Genomic DNA, 17,811 nt, shown 5'->3' with positions numbered 1-17,811 from the left:
TTTCTGAATTGAAAAAACTAGATCAATATATCATCAAAACCTTTTTCGGGCCCTTTCTTTTTATTTTCAGTGTATTGTTTTTCATATTTATTGTCAACATTATCTGGACACAAATGGGGCAGCTGGCAGGGAAAGGCTTAACATATTGGGAAATAACCAAGTTTCTTTTTTATCTGGGAATCAGCGTAGTAAGCATGGTGCTTCCGCTTACAATCCTGCTTTCCTCTATCATGACATTTGGGGATTTTGGCGAGCGGTATGAGCTGGCCGCGATGAAGGCTGCCGGGATTTCTCTGGTACGAGTGATGATGCCCCTTTTTATCACAGTATCTATCTTGGCCGGCATTCTGTTTTTATTTTCTAATAATGTGATCCCGGATTTTCAGCGGAAGGCCAAAAATATGATGTTTAATATTATCTCGTCAAAACCGGCTATCAATTTTACGCCCGGTGTTTTTATAGATCAGATCTCAGGATACTCGGTAAAATTTGATAAAATACAGGGCGAGAATGGCGAAAAACTGGAAGGTGTTTTTCTGCATAAAAATGCCAGCACTTATGATGATCAGCAAACCATTATTGCCAAACGGGGAAAATTTGCGCCGGCAGTCGACCGTAATTATCTTAAATTAATCCTGTACGACGGCTATGTTTATACGGATAATGTGTCTAACAAATCTTATGAGGAGCGGCTAAAACAACCTAACCAATCAGTAAAATTTGATAGTCTGGTCAATCATTTTGATATTAGTGAATTAATTAACAAAGGGATTGAAAACGAAAAAATAACGGACGATTACCGCTTCCAGACTTATGGAGAAGTGGCTAAAACGCTGGAGAAAAACCGCAAAGATAATGTGACAATTATGGGATCTGTAAGTTCTCCTATTATCTCGCAGACCAACAATTACGTCCAGTATATTGATAAGACCAAAACCAAAGAAAAAGTAACACAGCCGTATAAAATTGATACGCTGAAGAAACCTAAAAAGTTGGAAGTGCTGTGGGGCGCCTATAATAAGATTGAATCCCTCAAGGCTGCCGTAATGTCTAACCAGGGAGCCATTGATGATCTTGTAAAACAGCATAACAAGATTGTTATCTATCAGCAGCGGATCATATCTTACTCCTTTACCTGTATTATTTTCTTTTTGATTGGTGCCAGTTTGGGATCGATCATCAGAAAAGGCGGTATGGGTCTGCCGGTGATTATCGCCATCGTTATTTTTATCATTTTCTATGTCCTGAACCTGTCTGTAGAAAACCTCTCGTGGAAGGGTTCTCTCAATCCTTATTTAGCAACTTGGATCCCTAATATTGTATTATTTCCGTTCAGTATTTGGCTAACTTACAAGGCACTGACAGATTCTCAACTGTTTGATATAGAAAAATACCGGGCTTTATTTAAACCGTTTGTCGAGAGATTCTCAAAACCGAAAGAACACCAGCGTTATCAATAGGATCTTGCTCTAACAAAAGTAATAATGACCTGAATTGAATTCAGGTCATTGTCATTTGATTATTTCATGTTTTTGGATTATTACCAAGTCTCCAGCGTGGTCCCAATACAGAAGTCTTCCAGATTTTGGAAATGCTTAACTGTTAATCTGCCAAAATTGTAGAATCAGCAAAGGAAGCTGTTTATAATTTCTTAGGTCGGGACTTAATTTCATATTGAGAAAATTAAATCCTTATATATTAAGCTTGCCTACACTAAAATCTATCACTAATTGGTCTTAAAATTATCTCATCTCAGGTAATATACTTGCTTCTATCAGAAAGAGATTAGCGAAAAAAAAGCAGTACAACCCGAGGTTATACTGCTTTTTTTATCTTTTTCCAACTGCGATTATTTTGCCGTGGTAACTGGGTTTTTCTGCCAGTTGTTATGGAATTTACAATCCTTATATTTGTTATCAATGGAGATAAATACGGAAGGGATTTTATCATTCACCCATTTCTCAACAATCTCACGCTTTTTCTTATTAAGTGCCAGGTCTTTTATCCTTTCGTAATCCGTGGCCAGTTCCAGCTGGTGGGCATCAATAATATCATTCACCTGTACAATGCTGAGCATTATTCTCTTCTGCTGGTCTTCCTGCTGAAAAGGTTCTGTGATATCATCTTTTTTGAGGCCGGCAATCTGATAAGAGATGGTAGGATCCAGGCTAAGTTTTTCAAGTTTATCAGAACCATCCTGAGGGTTGGTCATAATACCACCACTGTACTTGTTGCTCTTATCATCCGAGAACTTGTATGCAGCATCTTTGAAACTCATTTTCTTCTCCAGTACCAACGTTCGGATGCTGTCCAATTCTTTTTTGGTAGAGGCAATTTCATCTGCGTTAGGCGTATTTTTAATGAGAATATGCCTTGCATCATACTTTTTCCCGTTCCTCTTCACAAGCTGGATGAGGTGATAGCCAAACTCAGATTCTACAGGATCGGAGATTTCGTTTTCCTGAAGATTAAGTGCCGCAGCCTCAAAAGGTTTTACCATCTGTCCCAGGTTGATATTCTTATAAAGCCCGCCTACTGCTGCAGAACCTTCATCTTCGGAATAGATCCTGGCAAGATTCTCAAAGCTTTGCCCGCCTTTTATATCCTCTTTGATCTTGTTCAGTTTGGCAATAATTTCTTTTTTGTGAGCATCAGAAAGCTTCGGGTACATGCTGATCTTAGACAGCACAACTTCGTCTTTCACGTTCGGAAGCTGATACTTGTACTGGTTATAAAAATCAGTTACCTCATTCGGTGTAACATCTGCCTTCTCTGTAATCCTGGCGTATTTTTGCTGACCGTAGTAGTTATCTGTATCGATCTTTTCGATAGCCGACTTCATCTCATAAGATGTACGGAACTTATATGCAGCCAACATGGCTTTCTCATCCGGGAACTGTCCAAGAATCTGATTATACTTACTGCCGGCCATTTCCTTGATGGCTGCAGTTCTGTTTTCTATCAGCGTATCTTTTTTGGCTTCGTAGATCAGGAGTTTATTATTAAGGATACTCTCCATAAACTCACACTTATCCCCCACATTGGCACCTTGCTGTTTGGCGTAATTGGCCTGCTCATCTATATCAGACTCCAGCACAATCTCATTACCAATTACAGCAGCTATCCCATCTATCAACTGACCTTTTTTTACCTGTGCGGAAAAATTTGTGCTGAACAAAACAGCAACTACCGATAAGAAAAAAAGATATTTCTTGTAATTTGACATTATTTTTAGATTATTAAGCAGCAAAATTAATATTATCAACCAATTTTGCTTTATTTTTAATTATAATTATTTCTTAAAATTTTTATTAAGTTCTGCCATAAAGGCTGGTTGAACCTCTACCTTGGTCTTGGCGCGCTGAGCAGATATGGTTTTTTGAAGGACTTTCTCTGTCACAGCATCGGTCATTTCGGGTTCTGCTTCTGCTAGTGTCATCTGCTGTTCCGGCAGGATATCATCAATAGCAATAGCCACATCTCTTTCCCCAATCTTGGTTAAAAAAGTTCCTTTTTTGAAGGGGACATTATACTTTTTAAAAATATCTGCGCTCTCTGTGATTTTCCCTTCTTCGAAATGGACCAAAACCTGATTCTTACTGTTCACCCGGTTTTTGTACAATTCTTTAAGTTCTGCCCATTTTTTAGGATCCTTCACCTGCTTCTCAACATCTTTTACCAATGTAGGATCTGAGATAATTGCAGCTCTGGATTCGGCTCGTTTTTCCCAGACAAATTTGGATTTATTCGCGTCATAATATTCCTTGTAAAGTTGTGGGTTATTTTTGACCTCAGTTTTAAGATATTCTGAGAAGATATATTCTGACAGGAGATTTTTCTTAAGCTCATCCATCTCCGGTTTCACATCCGGAAGCTGATCAAAGCTTTTAGCATAATTGCCCATTATATACTGGTTGGCCTGGTAGCTTACCAATTCTGACCATTGCGAAGTTGGCATTTGCTCTAGGTTTTTATACTGTGCATCCAAGGATTTTTTCAAATCCTCATAGGTAACACTATTTTTACCGTACGTAAACAATACCGCTTTAGGATCTTTTGGATTGAGATAGGCCTGATAAGATTTTTTGATTTCAGCAAATTCTTTGGTTTCAGAATATTTATTTTGAGACTTTAGATAGTCTACCATTTTAGCAGTTACCTCCTCACCATAGCTTGACGAGAGCATCTCTTTCTGAAAAAATGTCCGGTTTTCATCCGTAAGCGTATAGGGTTCTATATTATAAATATTGAAAATAAAATAGTTGTCGCCAAACAAGAGCGGCTCCTTGGTATAAAAATCTTTTTTCTGCCCTTTCAGTGCATTATAAACCTCATCCGGCAATATAGGTGAGCCCATCACAGCACCGCCGGAGTTTTTGGCTTCATCGGTAGTCGCAAACTCTTTTACAACTGCCTGAAACTTTTTCCCCGCCGCCAGTTCTTTATAGATTTTATCTTTAGTCGTCTCATAATTAGCATCTTTAGGAATGCTCAGCACGCCAAAAAGCATATAACCCAAGCTAGGCCTTGTATTGACGACTTGTGCAAAGGCTACTATATTTTGCCTGTCAATCAAAGGTGTAAAGGAATTAACCGCCGTATTTTTGATTAGCTGATACAGCTCATAATCCAGCATCCCAGGCTTTATGTAGAACGCTTTGGCAGCTTCGGCCGTGGTATTTTTGGTGATAACATCCTGCATACCTAGTTTACCGGTTTTTACCTGGTTGTAAAGCGCTTTGTAATCAGTTTTATCATCTGATTTTTTTTGCTTGATAAAAAGAAGGACTTGCTGTTCTGTCTTGCTGGAGTTGACAAAGTCTTGTAAAAGAGGATCAACAATACTCTTAGGATAGAATTTTTTATCCCTTAATTCTGATAATCTCTGATTGACAGCATTGACATAGAAATTAAGCGTATCAGCTTTTTTCTCTTTGGCTAGCTGCTGCAAAAGCAGAAATTCTACCGTAGAACTGACGGCTTTATCTGGGCCTGCTTTTTCAAGGCCGTATTTGTTTTCTTTGATATAATCTTTTGCAGAGATGCTGTCTTTGCCCACAATGAGATATTGTGAAAACAACGACTGCGAAGCAAACGCCAATAGCACCGGAAAAAAAATCTTCTTCATTTGATAATATATTAATTTATAACACTTTTTGGAGTGATAAATTTTGTGAAAGTTAAAATTTTAAATGGCAGACTCAAATGATGTCAGCTCTCGGAACTGTAAAATCCTGTTACTTAATTCCTGTTTTGTAACAGCCTGAATCCTCTCTGTCCCAAATTTCTCTACGGTAAAGGATGCCATCGCACTACCTACGATAATAGCAGTTTTCATACTTTCAAACCCGAAGTCTCCTTTTTTGGTAAGGTAGGCAGCAAAACCGCCTGCAAAAGTATCACCCGCACCGGTTGGGTCAAACACATCCTCAAGAGGCAAGGCCGGAATGGCAAATACTTTCTCCTCGTGGAAAAGCAAAGCGCCATGTTCCCCTTTTTTGATGATCACATATTTTGGCCCCATAGCATGGATTTTTTTAGCCGCTTTTACCAGAGAATATTCTCCGGAAAGTTGTCTGGCCTCCTCGTCATTGATTGTAATCACATCTGTTTTGGCAATGACCTTCATCAGGTTATCCCAGGCAATATCCATCCAAAAATTCATCGTGTCCAGAATAACAAGCTGTGGTTTTTTGGCCATTCTTTCCAACACAGAAAGCTGAACTACAGGATCCAGATTACCTAACAGAAGTACATCGGCATCGGCAGCATGGGCAGGGACTTTGGGATCAAAATCCGCCAAAACGTTAAGTTCTGTAATCAATGTATCCCTGGAGTTGAGATCGTTATGGTACTTCCCACTCCAGAAAAATGTTTTACCGTCTTTTACCACTTCTACACCATCGATATTGATATTTTTGGAAGTCAGCATATCCAGGTATTCCTGAGGAAAATCGCCGCCAATGACAGAAACCAAACTTACATCTGTATCCAGAGCCGAAGCTGCCAGCCCAATAAAAGTGGCTGCACCGCCAAGGATTTTATCTGTTTTACCAAATGGTGTTTCTATGGCATCAAATGCGACAGTTCCTACTGCTAATAATTTCATATTTTAAATTTTTGCTAATGGCAACTGGCTTTTAGCTGATTGCACTTTTATAATGTTATTTTCTATTCTTGTTTCTTAAAGTCTTGATTCCTGTATTTCTTACTTTTTCCATTCAAAGGAATCAATGAGGTGCAAAAGATCTTTTTTGATGTAATCGACAGCCGGTGCCAGAGAATCCGGTTTTGGTCGGGTATTGAAGTATAAATTCCCGGTAACAAAATGCCTGGTACTGTCGGTTACAAAAAACTGAATATTAGATGCTGTCTGCCCCTTGAGTTCATAAAAATTACCATAGACTTTTTTCTCAGGATACTGGAAAAACTTGGTATCTATGGCGCTCGCTTTGATAGTATGCTCGTAAACCATCTTTTCCACTTCTTTTACATGAAGCGGGAAGTCATTCTTGATCGGGAAATAGGTGATAAATACGTTGGCCTTCATCTTGGGATAAGACAGGTTGTACCAACAAGGCTGTTTGGCTTCTTTTACACTGGCAAAATCCGAATAATCAAAAGAATAACTGCATGGCGTGCTGAATCTGGTATACTTTGGGTTGGGATACTCCAGGCGCAGATCTCCTTTGGGCTTGGGAACTGGTTCTTTGCCACAGGAAAACAACGAGAGACCAACGACTATTATGATCAGATTTTTAAACATTCGGCAAAAATAACAATAAGAATTGATACAGAGAATTTTGAAAACCTAATTTTTATTAAGAATAACTGATTTACAAGGAAATGACCAATGTATATTAATTGGGCAAAACATCTATTTTAAGAAAAAAAGCGAATAAGAAGCGCCAGCGCGTGAGGGCGAAGGGCACTGTTGGAGCTCCTGCGCCGAAGAAGCAGAGCGACTGCCCGCAGACCGGCCCAAAGGTGCGACGCGTGGCGCGAGCGCAGCGAGCGCCAATGAGGAGCACCGCCGGGACACGCCAAAAAAGATAAATAGTGTGTTAAAATAAGTTATAATTCTTACCTAAACAAAATTTTTGTAACCTTTTTGATTTTGCTGTCGTATAATATAAGCAACCTAAAGAATGAGGTTTTTATAATGAGACAATTAAAAATTACAAAACAGGTTACCAACAGGGAAACCGCATCACTCGACAAGTATCTGCAAGAGATCGGGAAAGTAGAACTGATTACCGCTGATGAAGAGGTAGATTTGGCACAAAGAATACGTGCCGGAGACAGGGCTGCGCTGGAAAAACTGATCAAAGCGAATCTTCGTTTCGTGGTTTCTGTATCCAAACAGTACCAGAATCAGGGACTTTCTCTTCCGGATTTGATTAATGAAGGGAATCTTGGATTGATGAAGGCCGCCAAAAGATATGATGAGACCAGAGGTTTCAAATTTATCTCCTATGCGGTATGGTGGATCCGCCAGTCTATTCTTCAGGCTTTGGCAGAGCAATCCCGTATTGTAAGGTTACCTCTTAATAAAATTGGTTCTATCAACAAGATCAACAAGGCTTATGCCCATCTGGAGCAGGAAAATGAGAGACCACCGTCTCCCGAAGAACTGGCAGAGGTGCTTGACATGAGCGAGGAAGACATCAAGGAATCTATGAAAAACAGTGGCCGACACCTGTCTATGGATGCGCCGCTTGTGGAAGGTGAAGATTCTAACCTTTATGATGTTTTACGTTCCGGAGAATCACCAAGCCCGGATAAAGACCTGATGCTGGAATCGCTGCAAATTGAGATCGAAAGAGCACTTAACACGCTGACGCCAAGAGAGGCGGATCTTGTGAGATTGTATTTTGGCCTTAACGGTAAACATCCAATGACGCTGGAAGAGATCGGCGAAACTTTTGACCTTACAAGAGAAAGAGTGCGCCAGATAAAAGAAAAAGCAATCAAAAGACTGAAACATAACTCCAGAAGTAAGATCCTGAAATCTTACCTCGGGAAATAATTTTAGCAACAAATAATCAAAGCAGGTTTTCTAAGCCTGCTTTTTTTGTTTGAGCTGGTAAGCGACTTTTTCCTCCAGATCTTCCAGATTAAAAGGTTTTGCTACAAAATCATCCGCTTTAGCCAATTTTGCCAGTTCCTCTATATCATTATTGGCAGTCACGTAGATCACCGGTATTTTTTTGAACTCATCATGATTCTTCAGTAACTGCGTAGCCTCTACTCCGCCTATGTTGGGAATCCAGTTGTCCATCAGGATGAGATCCGGTTGGTAATCGGTGACTTTTTGGATGATATCATGCGAGGTTTCTGAGATTTCAACTATATAGCCATTGGATTCGAAAATGATGGTTATCACCTCCAGGATACTTTTATCATCATCAAAAATTAAAATCTTGTCCATAATTATATTGTTATTGTTTTTATAAATGATTGATCAAACCGGCTAAATCTTCCGGCGAAAAAAGAAGATCGTAATCCACCAGATTTACAGCCTGCTGCGGCATATAACTGATCTCTGCGCTCTCGGGATCCTGTATCCACACGCGCCCACCTTTCTTCTTGATATATTTAAGGCCCTCTACACCATCTGCATTGGCACCCGAAAGAAGTACAGCCACCAGATTCTCTCCAAAAATTTCCGCCGCAGAGATAAAAGTAATATCAATGGATGGCCTGGAGTAATTGATCCGCTCCGATCGGTCTAAGGACATAAGCTCCCGCGAGTCCAGCAAAAGATGGTAATCCGCAGGCACCAGATAAATCTTATTAGCCTCGATCTCTGTTTTATCTTCTATCTCAATCACCTGCTGCTCGGCATATTGCTGCAACAACGTTGGTAATATATTGGCGGCCTGCGCTTTGCGATGGATAACAAGCAGAATAGAAAAATCAAGATGAGATCGCAGATGACGGATCATTTCTAAAATGACCTGCAGACTACCGGCGGATCCGCCTATGACTACCAAATCTGTATGATTTTTATATTCCATATCATCCAAGGTGATGGCTTAATTTGAGATTACTTTTTTCCAGATCTTCTGATCGTCTATGCGCTGGTAAAATCTTTCCAGCCCTGAAAACCGAAGTGTCTCTTTGGAACCCAATGCAAGATAACCCAAATTCTCTAAACTGTTATCAAAAAGATTAAAAACCCGATCCTGAAGTTCTTTATCAAAATAGATCAATACATTGCGGCAAATAATCAGCTGAAAACTATTAAAGGAACTGTCCGAGACCAAATTGTGGGTGGACAAAATCATTTTTTCCCTAAGGCTTTTGTCCAGCCGGGCACTGTCATAATTGGCCGTGTAATAGTCAGAGAAATCATGCCGCCCACCGGAAAGCCTGTAATTCTCCGAATATAACTTCATCTGCTGTAAAGGGAAAACGCCTGCCCTGGCTGTTTCCAGGACTGCAGGATTGATATCTGTGGCATAGATTAATGACTTGTGATAAAGATTAGCTTCTTTGAGTAATATTGCCACAGAGTAAGCTTCTTCTCCGGTAGAGCAGCCTGCAATCCAAACCCTTATTAGCGGGTAAGTACCCAACTGCGGCAATATATCATCTCTCAGGCATTTGAAAAATGAAGGATCCCGAAACATCTCTGTAACATTCACTGTGATTTCTTCTAAAAAATGCTTGAGATAATCCGGTTCATTAATAATCTTGTAGCGTAATTCTGCAAAACTTGTAAACCGGTCTATCATACAGATCCTGTTGATCCTTCTTTTGAAAGACGCACGGCTGTACAAAGAAAAATCATAGCCATAGAGCTCATAGATATCTCTGATGAGTTGTTCTATCTCTTCATCTTTGATGATGTTAGGTTCCAGCATCTAGTCCAAATTTTTAATAGCTTTAATCAACTGATCTACGTCAATTGGTTTTTTAATATAATCATTGGCTCCGGCGTCCAGACATTTTTGGCGATCTTCCTGCATCGCCTGTGCAGTAACAGCGATTACCGGAATATGGCTGATCTGCTGATCTCCGCGAATAATGCTGATAGCCTTGTAGCCATCTGTGTCGGGCATCATCATATCCATAAGAACTACCGCAATGTTTCCATCTTTTTTTAAGATACTGATGGCTTCCTCTGCAGAATTAGCAGTCTCGGACTGGTAACCACGCGCCTTCAGTGTCAGTTTGAGCGCAAAAATATTACGGGGATCATCGTCAACAATAAGGATCTTGTTATTATTCATTATAATGTATTATTAGTTTTAATTATCATACAGCCAAACACGCAACAGAGAGAGCAACTGATCTATATCTACCGGTTTTGTAATATAATCTGACGCGCCTGCCTGGATACACTTTTCGCGATCTCCAATGAGCGATTTTGCAGTAACAGCAATAATCGGAAGCTTGGAGAAGGCCGGCATTTTGCGGATCTCCCGGATGGTATCATAGCCATCCATTTCCGGCATCATCATGTCCATCAGCACAACATCTATATCAGGATGGTCTTTGATCTGCTCCAGCGCCTGCTTGCCGTCCATAGCCAACACCACTTCTACTTTGTAAGTTTCCAGTGCTTTGGTTAATGAGAAAATATTACGCACATCATCGTCCGTAATCAGAATCTTTTTACCACTCAAGACTTCGGTAAGAGAGCCCAGAGTTTTGCTTCTGATGGTTTCCACAGAACTGTTTTTTTCTTCTACCAAATGCAAAAACAAGCCGACCTCATCCAGGATACGCTGGTAAGAATGAGCTGTTTTCACCACAATAGAATCAGCATATTTTTTAATCTTTAACTCCTCAGATTTGGACAGGTTGCGCTCCGTAAAAATGATAATTGGGAGATTCTCCAAACCTTCGTAACTTTTGATTGATTCGATAATCTGATAGCCGTTGCCTTTGGAAAGACCAATATCCAGAATTACGCAATCCACATTGCCGCTTGTAAGGGCTTTTACACTATCTTCCACATTATTTTCTACGGATAATGCGATATCAAAATTGCTTAAGAAATAAGATAATGCACTGGCATGCTTAGCATTTTCTTCGGCAATCAGAACTTTTTGCGGCGATCTGCTAAGGGCTTCTTCGATTTTTTTGAACACATCCGTCATCTGCTCCAATGCGACCGGCTTGTTGATAAAATCGATAGCACCTTTCATCAGGCTTTCTTTTCTCACCTGCAGAGATGACATCATGTGAACAGGAATTGCTTTGGTCTGAGGATTGGACTTGAGTTCGTCCATCACCTGCCAGCCATCCTGCATAGGAAGCTGCACATCCAGCAAGATTGCAAGCGGATGGTACTCCAATGCCGCATCCAAAGCCCTATCACCCCTTACAACAACTACGCCTTTGTAATTTTGGAGATGTGCATATTTTAGCAATGCCTTGGCAAAATTAATATCGTCCTCCACAATCAAAATAACCTTATCCCCTGCGATAATGGTATGACGGTCATCATCTACGTCTGCAGGGATCTCTAGTGTTGCTATGGCAGAATCTAATTTGTGAATTGTTTCGGTTAAAATTTCTTCGGAACGTTCTTCTTTCTCCGCTGAAGAAGAAACGGACTCTTTATTAATCGGAATAATAAGACTGAATGCGCTTCCCTCATTTACCTTGCTGCTCAGTAAGAGTTTTCCGCCTAAGAGTTTCGCAATTTCGCGGCTGATGGATAACCCTAAGCCTGTGCCCCCAAATTTACGCTGTGTAGAGCCATCGGCCTGCTGGAAGGCTTCAAAAATCAATTTTTGCTTATCCTCGGGAATACCGATGCCTGTATCTTCAACTTTGAAAATTACAAAATTTGGGTCAGATGGCTCTTTTTGTACCGATAATGTAACACTGCCTTCTTTGGTAAACTTGAACGCATTGGACAGGAGGTTCCTTAGAACCTGATCCAGGCGCAACCGGTCTGTTTCTATCACTCTACTGATATCGCTGTGTATCTGCACATTAAATGCTATACCTTTTTCGCGGACTACAGGGCTGAAAAGATTCTTAAGATCTTTCATCACATCATCCAGAGAGACGGACTGATATTCCAACGCCATTTTTCCGGATTCTATCTTTGCAAGATCAAGAATCTCATCAATTAAAGTCAACAGGCTGGTTCCCGAACTTTGGATGACTTTCGCAGATTCTATCTGATCTTCATTGAGGTTTTCGTCTGGATTCTCGACCATCAATCTGGACAACAGCAAAATAGAATTGAGCGGTGTGCGCAGCTCGTGCGACATATTGGCCAAAAATTCGGATTTGTATTGGGTGCTGAGCGCCAGTTCCTCTGCTTTTTTCTGAATCTCTGTATTATGGCTTGCAATCAGTTGGTTTTTCTCTTCCAGAAGTTTTGCCCGCTCTTCCAGTTCTGTATTGCTTTGCATCAGTTCTTCCTGCTGTACTTTGAGCTCCTCTTCAGAGGCCTGTAACTTTTGAGTCTGTGCTTCCAGCTCTGTATTAAGATTTTCCAGCTCGGCGTGTTGTACCTGCAGCTCTTCTGTCTGTGCCTGCGTTTCCTCCAGCAATCGTTGCTCTTTTTCACGGCTTTTGGCAGCCAGAACTGCAATACCAATATTGCGGCAGGATTCTTTAAAATAATCGATTCTCAACTCGCTAAAGCTTTCTGATGACGCAACTTCTATGACACCAATATTTTTATGATTAGCAACAATAGGCATCAACAAAATCCCGTTGATCTTCATTTTGCTGGACGCGAAGGTTACGGCAAAATCGTTGTCATCAAGGTCATTGAAGACTTTTACTTTTTCCTGGTCAAAGGTTTGCCCCACCATTCCTTCACCAATCAGGAAGATTTTTTTCATATTATCTTCCAACCCTACAGCCGTACTTAATTTTAGCTGACCATCTTCTAAAAGATAGATTGCGCCATTAATACAGTCACCATATTCGATAAGCTGCTGTAATGCATTTTGCAAAACTTCTTTTACAGTGCTTTTTCCCACAAGCGACTCATTAAGTAATGCCCAGCCCTTCTGCAGCCAATCGCTGTTATTAATCTTATCAAACGAATTTTTGAGAGAATCTGTCATAAAATTAAGTGACCCTACAAGATCGCCCAAATCATCCTCCGCATTATCAACCACCTTCTGGCTATAATCGCCGCTGGCCACTCTGTTTGCAATCTTTTGTATAGCGGTTACCCTTCTTGATATCTCCGCATCTTTGGCTTTCAGTTCTTTCTCAAGTTTATCTCTTCTTATCAGGTCATTCCTTAATTTTAGATAGAAAAATATGGTTACAAGCACCGCTGTGATGGCAGATAAAATTATAAACCAAACGGTAGTTGAGGACGAGGCATCCAGGTCTCTGTTCTTTTTACCGACCTGTATTTCCTCGTGTTTTACAAATTCGTTTACGATGTCTCTACAGTTATCCATGTAGGCTTTTCCCATCTGCATTTGCTCCTGTGTCATCTGCACGCCTCTGCTCTTATCTTCTATTAAACGCTGCAGGTTGGCCATATTCAGCTTTACATTTTTTTCAAGCTCATCAATCCTTTTCAGCTGACTCTCATCATCAATATTAACGGATCTGGCCCTTCTTAAGGCATCCGGATACTCTTTAACACTGCGGTAATATGGCTCCAGAAAGTTTTTCCTGCCTGTTAGCTGATAACCTCGGTTGCCGGTTTCTGCATCTATCAATGCGATCAAAACATCTTTTACAGCGGTTATAGAACGCCTGCTGTTGGTAAGGCTCTCCCGGTTATCCATCTGTTTTTGTATACTCCAATATGAGGCAACAGAACTGGCAATTAATATCAGTAGAGAAAATCCTACCCCGAATTGTAAATTTCTGACAATTTTTTTTGGCATATTAACTTTTAGTTTAGCGGTAATGTAAAATAGAATGTAGATCCCTCATTGATCTTGCTGGAAACACCTATCGTCCCCTCATGCTGTTTTATAATCTCTGAACAGATATAAAGGCCGATACCCATCCCCTGGAATTTCAGCGATGACTCTTCTACACGATAAAATTTGTGAAAAACAGATTCCTGTTTATATTCGAGGATACCAATCCCAAAATCTGTAACGCTTACTTTTACAGCTTCTTCGTCTTCAAACATCGTAACAATAACCTGATTGTTCTCAGGAGAATATTTGATAGCATTGGTAAGGAAATTGACCAAAACCTGCTCTATCCTGATGGCATCAAATGGGAGAAATAATGGCTCTTTCAGCCCATGGCGTTCTATTTTCAGCTTGTGGTCATGCGTCTGCATAATTGTTTCTATGGCATTATCCACAACAGCGGTAAGGTCGTTTGGTTTTTTATTAATTTTCAGTTTGCCGTTTTCTATTTTAGACACGTCCAGCAGGTCTGTAATGAGGCTGTTAAGCTTTTCTACCTGCACCAGAGATTTGGACACATAGCTTACATCCTGGTTTTCGCTGATTTTCAGCTTACGCTCCAATAGCTGCATATAAGCTTTTATGCTTGTAAGCGGAGTCTTTAGCTCATGGCTGGCAATACTCAGGAACTCATCTTTTTCCTTTTCGATCCGTTTTTGGTCATCAATATCTGTAAATGTACCCACCCAGTTTTTGATAATGGTCCCACTATAAACGGGTAACATCCTTAAGAGGTGATAACGGTAGTCACCGGTCACGATATTTTTTATTCTGATTTCCAGCTCCAGGTTTTTACCTTTTTTACGGCATTTTTCAAATTCTTTTTTGACATCCACATCATCGGGATGTGTTTCGGGAAATACCTTTTCTGAATTGGAATACTGATACCACTTAACATTGACAAAACTTACTTCGCCATTCTCGTCCAAAGTAAATGCAATCTGAGGCAGTGCCTCCAGCATCAGATGAAAATGATCAATCTCCGAGCGCATTGAGACATGAGCCTCTCTTCTTCCTTTTACCTCCTGCTCAAGATTCTGTTTTGTTTTTTTTATGGCAAGGTTCTGTTCCTGCAAGTGATAATAAGCCTTTACCTTAAGCAAAAGAATCTCCGGATCAATCGGCTTGGTGACATAATCAATCCCGCCCGATGCGTAGCCCTGGGTTATAAATTTTTTCTCCGTATTGACAGCGGATAAGAATATAATTGGGATTTCTTTCGTTTTACTGTAACCGGCAAAATTTTCCGCAACTTCGAAACCGTCCATATCAGGCATCTGGACATCCAGAATGATAAGGGAGTAATCATTTTTAAGTGCTTTTGCCAGAGCCTCTTCGCCGGAACTGGCTGTATCAACCAAAAAATCTTTTGATTCTAATAGTTTTTTTAATGAATAGATATTATTTTGATTGTCATCTACAATTAAGATCATAAGATTTTATACTTCAAAATTAGATGTGAATACTTTTTTTCAAAAATACTCACAAAACTTGGAACAACGCACTACTATCTAAAATAATGCAAAAAAAAAGCCTGTGCCATAGCGCAAACTTAATCATTATGAAAAGCAATTTTGGAGCCAAAAAACAAAAAAACAATCCCTGTTCATAAAAAACAGGGATTATAAAGTGACCGAGATTATTTCTTTGATTCTTCAACAGAAACTTTTCGGAAGTCTTTGAACAGTTTTCCAAGTTCCAAAGCAGATTTTCTGGCTCTTGTACCAGCAGCTTTGTTACCTTTCTCTACTTGTTGCTCTGCCTCTTTGCTGAAACTTTCAAATTCCGCATTGATTTTTTCAATTAGCTCTTTCATAGTTGATATAATTAATTAATTGGATTGCAAATATAAAAACTTAGATCAATTCTAATTCATAATTATGCAAATCTTTTGTTCACAACTTTAACTGTGACCTATTTTGAATCACGAAAAAATCCATCGCACAGGCAATGGATTCTGATTATTGATTTGATTTGATATTATTTTTAGAAATATGAGGCCTATTTTTTAACGAACTTCATTGCGGTAGACTTTCCGTCCTGTTTTACTGTAATCGTATACACACCAGCCTTCATCAGCAACGATGTCTGCATGGTTTATATTAATGATAAATTGGCCTTTAGCAACAGAGTTTACAATGTCGTTAATCAGAAATGGAGTATCTTTAGCTCTGCAGAAAGCACATTTAAAAATATCAATATAAAAATACCCAATTAATGTTCAACAACAAGACAATTAAAGCCGTCAGTTTTGGAGAAGTCCTTTTTGATGTTTTCGGTGAGGAAAAAAAAATTGGCGGTGCACCGCTTAATCTGGCTCTCAGAACAGCTTCTTTTGGCTTTCCGGTAGCTATGATCAGCGCTATCGGTAATGATGAAGACGGCCAAACTATCCTGGATTATACCAGTGCACACCATTTGGAAACTTCCGGCATCGTAACAACCCCTGATTATGAGACAGGCGTTGTGCAGGTATCCCTTAATGACCGAGGTTCGGCCACTTATGAGATTAAATTCCCTTCTGCATGGGACTTCATAAGCATCAACGACGATGTTAGCAAAACAGTAAAAGAAGCTGATGTTTTTTTCTATGGCAGCCTGGCCTGCAGGAACGAAGCACCCAGAACCACGCTTTTTTCTTTGCTGGACTCTAATGATGCCATGTTCAAAGTTTTTGATGTGAACCTCAGGAAGCCATTTTACAATATTCCTATTCTGGAAAAACTGATGGATAAAGCAGATTTTATCAAATTCAATGATGAGGAGATTCTGGAGATCGCTGCTGAATTGGGATACCAATCCGATGATCTGGAAGAGAACATTCAATTTATCTCAGAAAAGACCAATACACCGGCCATTTGCGTGACATTGGGCAAACATGGTTCTATCCTTCTGTGGGACCATCAGATTTACAGGCATGGTGGTTATCCTGTCACCGTGGCGGACACGGTGGGTGCCGGCGACTCCTTTTTGGCAAGTCTGACGGCGAAACTGCTTACCGGTCACAGTCCGGATGATGCGCTTGATTTTGCGAGTGCCGTGGGTGCTATGGTAGCCACTTTTACCGGCGCCAATCCCAAAATTGAATATTCTCAATTAGATACTTTTATAAAACAAAGCCTGTAGCAATACAGGCTTTGCCTTTTTATGGTTTTAAAGTTTTATACACAAGACTCGACTTATTGTCGCAACTTAGTTACTATTATATTTTCAGGTCTAATTTAGATTGTTTTGTAAAAGTTCACCACTTTTAACAATTTACAATATTAGAGTCTTTCAATTATTAATTTCGCAACACAACATCTCACTTTGATCCATGAACTATCCATGGCTTTACTATGGCTTTACTATGGCTTTGCTATGAATGGAGAATACTTAAAGGATGACTCTAATTTTTACAGAAAACAGAATTTCCTGCAATGACAGGGCTTTACTGAACATTATATTTTTTTATTAAAGCCTTCTCATACGATCTGTATTGCTTAAAATGGATTTTTTAGGGTTGCAGAAATTACGGATTTGATAATTGGATTTAGATTTTGGGAATATAAGTGGTTTCTCGTTTGAAATAAAAAAACTAGCAGCTAAAGTGCAAAACAAAATCCTGCCGCTGCCTAGAAAAAGCTCCTGTTGGCAAAAAAGCACTATTTTTGTTTAAGCGTATATTTGGTGAGTTACCACTCGTACCTTTGATGTAAACAGTCGAAGTGGACAAGGGCCACACCCACGGCATCCTTTAAACTAATATGTAAAACTAAAGCAATCCTTATGAATTAAGCGTTGCCAATCGAATTCAGATTACTATTGAAGTAAATTTACTAAATAAATAATTTTTGTACCTTATAGGATCAGCAACAAAAGTTGGGGAGTAATGGCAAAAATTGATACTTTTGTAGAGGATGAAAACAGAAGACCTACTCAAGCTATTATTACCTGA

15 protein-coding genes are annotated in these 17,811 nt (G+C 39.8%); 4 read left to right on the top strand and 11 right to left on the bottom strand.

The window, feature by feature from the left end:
• The first annotated feature begins 8 nt into the window (after positions 1 to 8).
• The gene (locus B0B05_RS09685; protein WP_076783452.1) at positions 9 to 1,460 is read left to right on the top strand and encodes an LptF/LptG family permease; all 1,452 of its coding nucleotides are present in this window, start codon (positions 9 to 11) and stop codon (positions 1,458 to 1,460) included.
• A 389-nt stretch (positions 1,461 to 1,849) separates the two neighbouring features.
• On the opposite strand, the gene B0B05_RS09680 is transcribed toward B0B05_RS09685, so the two are convergent.
• From B0B05_RS09680 to gldD, 4 genes are all read right to left on the bottom strand, one after another.
• Entirely contained in the window at positions 1,850 to 3,226 is a 1,377-nt protein-coding gene (locus B0B05_RS09680; protein WP_076783451.1) for a peptidylprolyl isomerase, read from the bottom strand.
• A gap of 66 nt (positions 3,227 to 3,292) precedes the next feature.
• Positions 3,293 to 5,128: a hypothetical protein gene (locus B0B05_RS09675; RefSeq protein ID WP_076783450.1), complete on the bottom strand. Its 1,836-nt coding sequence runs from the start codon at positions 5,126 to 5,128 to the stop codon at positions 3,293 to 3,295.
• 60 nt (positions 5,129 to 5,188) lie between these two features.
• Positions 5,189 to 6,109: a PfkB family carbohydrate kinase gene (locus B0B05_RS09670; RefSeq protein WP_076783449.1), complete on the bottom strand. Its 921-nt coding sequence runs from the start codon at positions 6,107 to 6,109 to the stop codon at positions 5,189 to 5,191.
• Positions 6,110 to 6,208: 99 nt separating this feature from the next.
• Positions 6,209 to 6,766 (bottom strand): gliding motility lipoprotein GldD, encoded by a 558-nt coding sequence (gene gldD, locus B0B05_RS09665; protein ID WP_076783448.1) that lies wholly within the window; start codon positions 6,764 to 6,766, stop codon positions 6,209 to 6,211.
• 396 nt (positions 6,767 to 7,162) lie between these two features.
• Between gldD and B0B05_RS09660 the strand changes: the two genes are divergently transcribed.
• Positions 7,163 to 8,029, top strand: coding sequence for a sigma-70 family RNA polymerase sigma factor (locus B0B05_RS09660; protein ID WP_072998255.1), 867 nt, complete (start codon positions 7,163 to 7,165; stop codon positions 8,027 to 8,029).
• A 30-nt stretch (positions 8,030 to 8,059) separates the two neighbouring features.
• Here the strand turns inward: B0B05_RS09660 and B0B05_RS09655 are convergent, their stop codons facing one another.
• The 7 genes from B0B05_RS09655 to B0B05_RS09625 form a co-directional block, all read right to left on the bottom strand.
• Complete coding sequence (locus B0B05_RS09655) at positions 8,060 to 8,431, bottom strand: response regulator (RefSeq protein WP_173786360.1); 372 nt, start codon at positions 8,429 to 8,431, stop codon at positions 8,060 to 8,062.
• Positions 8,432 to 8,450: 19 nt separating this feature from the next.
• Positions 8,451 to 9,020, bottom strand: a complete 570-nt coding sequence (locus B0B05_RS09650) for a chemotaxis protein CheB (protein ID WP_076783488.1) — start codon at positions 9,018 to 9,020, stop codon at positions 8,451 to 8,453.
• 18 nt (positions 9,021 to 9,038) lie between these two features.
• Complete coding sequence (locus tag B0B05_RS09645) at positions 9,039 to 9,869, bottom strand: CheR family methyltransferase (RefSeq protein WP_076783446.1); 831 nt, start codon at positions 9,867 to 9,869, stop codon at positions 9,039 to 9,041.
• Positions 9,870 to 10,238, bottom strand: coding sequence for a response regulator (locus tag B0B05_RS09640; RefSeq protein WP_076783445.1), 369 nt, complete (start codon positions 10,236 to 10,238; stop codon positions 9,870 to 9,872).
• Between the two features lie 18 nt (positions 10,239 to 10,256).
• Positions 10,257 to 13,835 (bottom strand): response regulator, encoded by a 3,579-nt coding sequence (locus tag B0B05_RS09635; protein WP_076783444.1) that lies wholly within the window; start codon positions 13,833 to 13,835, stop codon positions 10,257 to 10,259.
• Positions 13,836 to 13,843: 8 nt separating this feature from the next.
• Positions 13,844 to 15,307: a hybrid sensor histidine kinase/response regulator gene (locus tag B0B05_RS09630; protein ID WP_076783443.1), complete on the bottom strand. Its 1,464-nt coding sequence runs from the start codon at positions 15,305 to 15,307 to the stop codon at positions 13,844 to 13,846.
• A 206-nt stretch (positions 15,308 to 15,513) separates the two neighbouring features.
• Positions 15,514 to 15,690, bottom strand: coding sequence for a histone H1 (locus tag B0B05_RS09625; protein WP_076783442.1), 177 nt, complete (start codon positions 15,688 to 15,690; stop codon positions 15,514 to 15,516).
• 204 nt (positions 15,691 to 15,894) lie between these two features.
• Between B0B05_RS09625 and B0B05_RS17220 the strand changes: the two genes are divergently transcribed.
• The gene (locus B0B05_RS17220) at positions 15,895 to 16,092 is read left to right on the top strand and encodes a glycoside hydrolase domain-containing protein (protein WP_084173927.1); all 198 of its coding nucleotides are present in this window, start codon (positions 15,895 to 15,897) and stop codon (positions 16,090 to 16,092) included.
• Positions 16,092 to 17,000: a carbohydrate kinase family protein gene (locus tag B0B05_RS09615; RefSeq protein WP_076783441.1), complete on the top strand. Its 909-nt coding sequence runs from the start codon at positions 16,092 to 16,094 to the stop codon at positions 16,998 to 17,000. The genes B0B05_RS17220 and B0B05_RS09615 overlap by 1 nt, the downstream gene beginning before the upstream one ends.
• Positions 17,001 to 17,811: the final 811 nt, after the last annotated feature.

This window comes from Epilithonimonas bovis DSM 19482, assembly GCF_900108115.1.
GTDB classification, from domain to species: domain Bacteria; phylum Bacteroidota; class Bacteroidia; order Flavobacteriales; family Weeksellaceae; genus Epilithonimonas; species Epilithonimonas bovis.
The sequence above is the reverse complement of the archived record's forward strand: the minus strand, read 5'-3'. Positions and strand labels throughout refer to the sequence as shown.

Coding starts and splice junctions, on each gene's coding strand:
- B0B05_RS09675 (WP_076783450.1), bottom strand. CDS start 5,128: ATGAAGAAGATTTTTTTTCCGGTGCTATTGGCGTTTGCTTCGCAGTCG.
- B0B05_RS09680 (WP_076783451.1), bottom strand. CDS start 3,226: ATGTCAAATTACAAGAAATATCTTTTTTTCTTATCGGTAGTTGCTGTT.
- B0B05_RS09640 (WP_076783445.1), bottom strand. CDS start 10,238: ATGAATAATAACAAGATCCTTATTGTTGACGATGATCCCCGTAATATT.
- B0B05_RS09670 (WP_076783449.1), bottom strand. CDS start 6,109: ATGAAATTATTAGCAGTAGGAACTGTCGCATTTGATGCCATAGAAACA.
- B0B05_RS09645 (WP_076783446.1), bottom strand. CDS start 9,869: ATGCTGGAACCTAACATCATCAAAGATGAAGAGATAGAACAACTCATC.
- gldD (WP_076783448.1), bottom strand. CDS start 6,766: ATGTTTAAAAATCTGATCATAATAGTCGTTGGTCTCTCGTTGTTTTCC.
- B0B05_RS09625 (WP_076783442.1), bottom strand. CDS start 15,690: ATGAAAGAGCTAATTGAAAAAATCAATGCGGAATTTGAAAGTTTCAGC.
- B0B05_RS09615 (WP_076783441.1), top strand. CDS start 16,092: ATGTTCAACAACAAGACAATTAAAGCCGTCAGTTTTGGAGAAGTCCTT.
- B0B05_RS09655 (WP_173786360.1), bottom strand. CDS start 8,431: ATGGACAAGATTTTAATTTTTGATGATGATAAAAGTATCCTGGAGGTG.
- B0B05_RS09660 (WP_072998255.1), top strand. CDS start 7,163: ATGAGACAATTAAAAATTACAAAACAGGTTACCAACAGGGAAACCGCA.
- B0B05_RS09635 (WP_076783444.1), bottom strand. CDS start 13,835: ATGCCAAAAAAAATTGTCAGAAATTTACAATTCGGGGTAGGATTTTCT.
- B0B05_RS09630 (WP_076783443.1), bottom strand. CDS start 15,307: ATGATCTTAATTGTAGATGACAATCAAAATAATATCTATTCATTAAAA.
- B0B05_RS09650 (WP_076783488.1), bottom strand. CDS start 9,020: ATGGAATATAAAAATCATACAGATTTGGTAGTCATAGGCGGATCCGCC.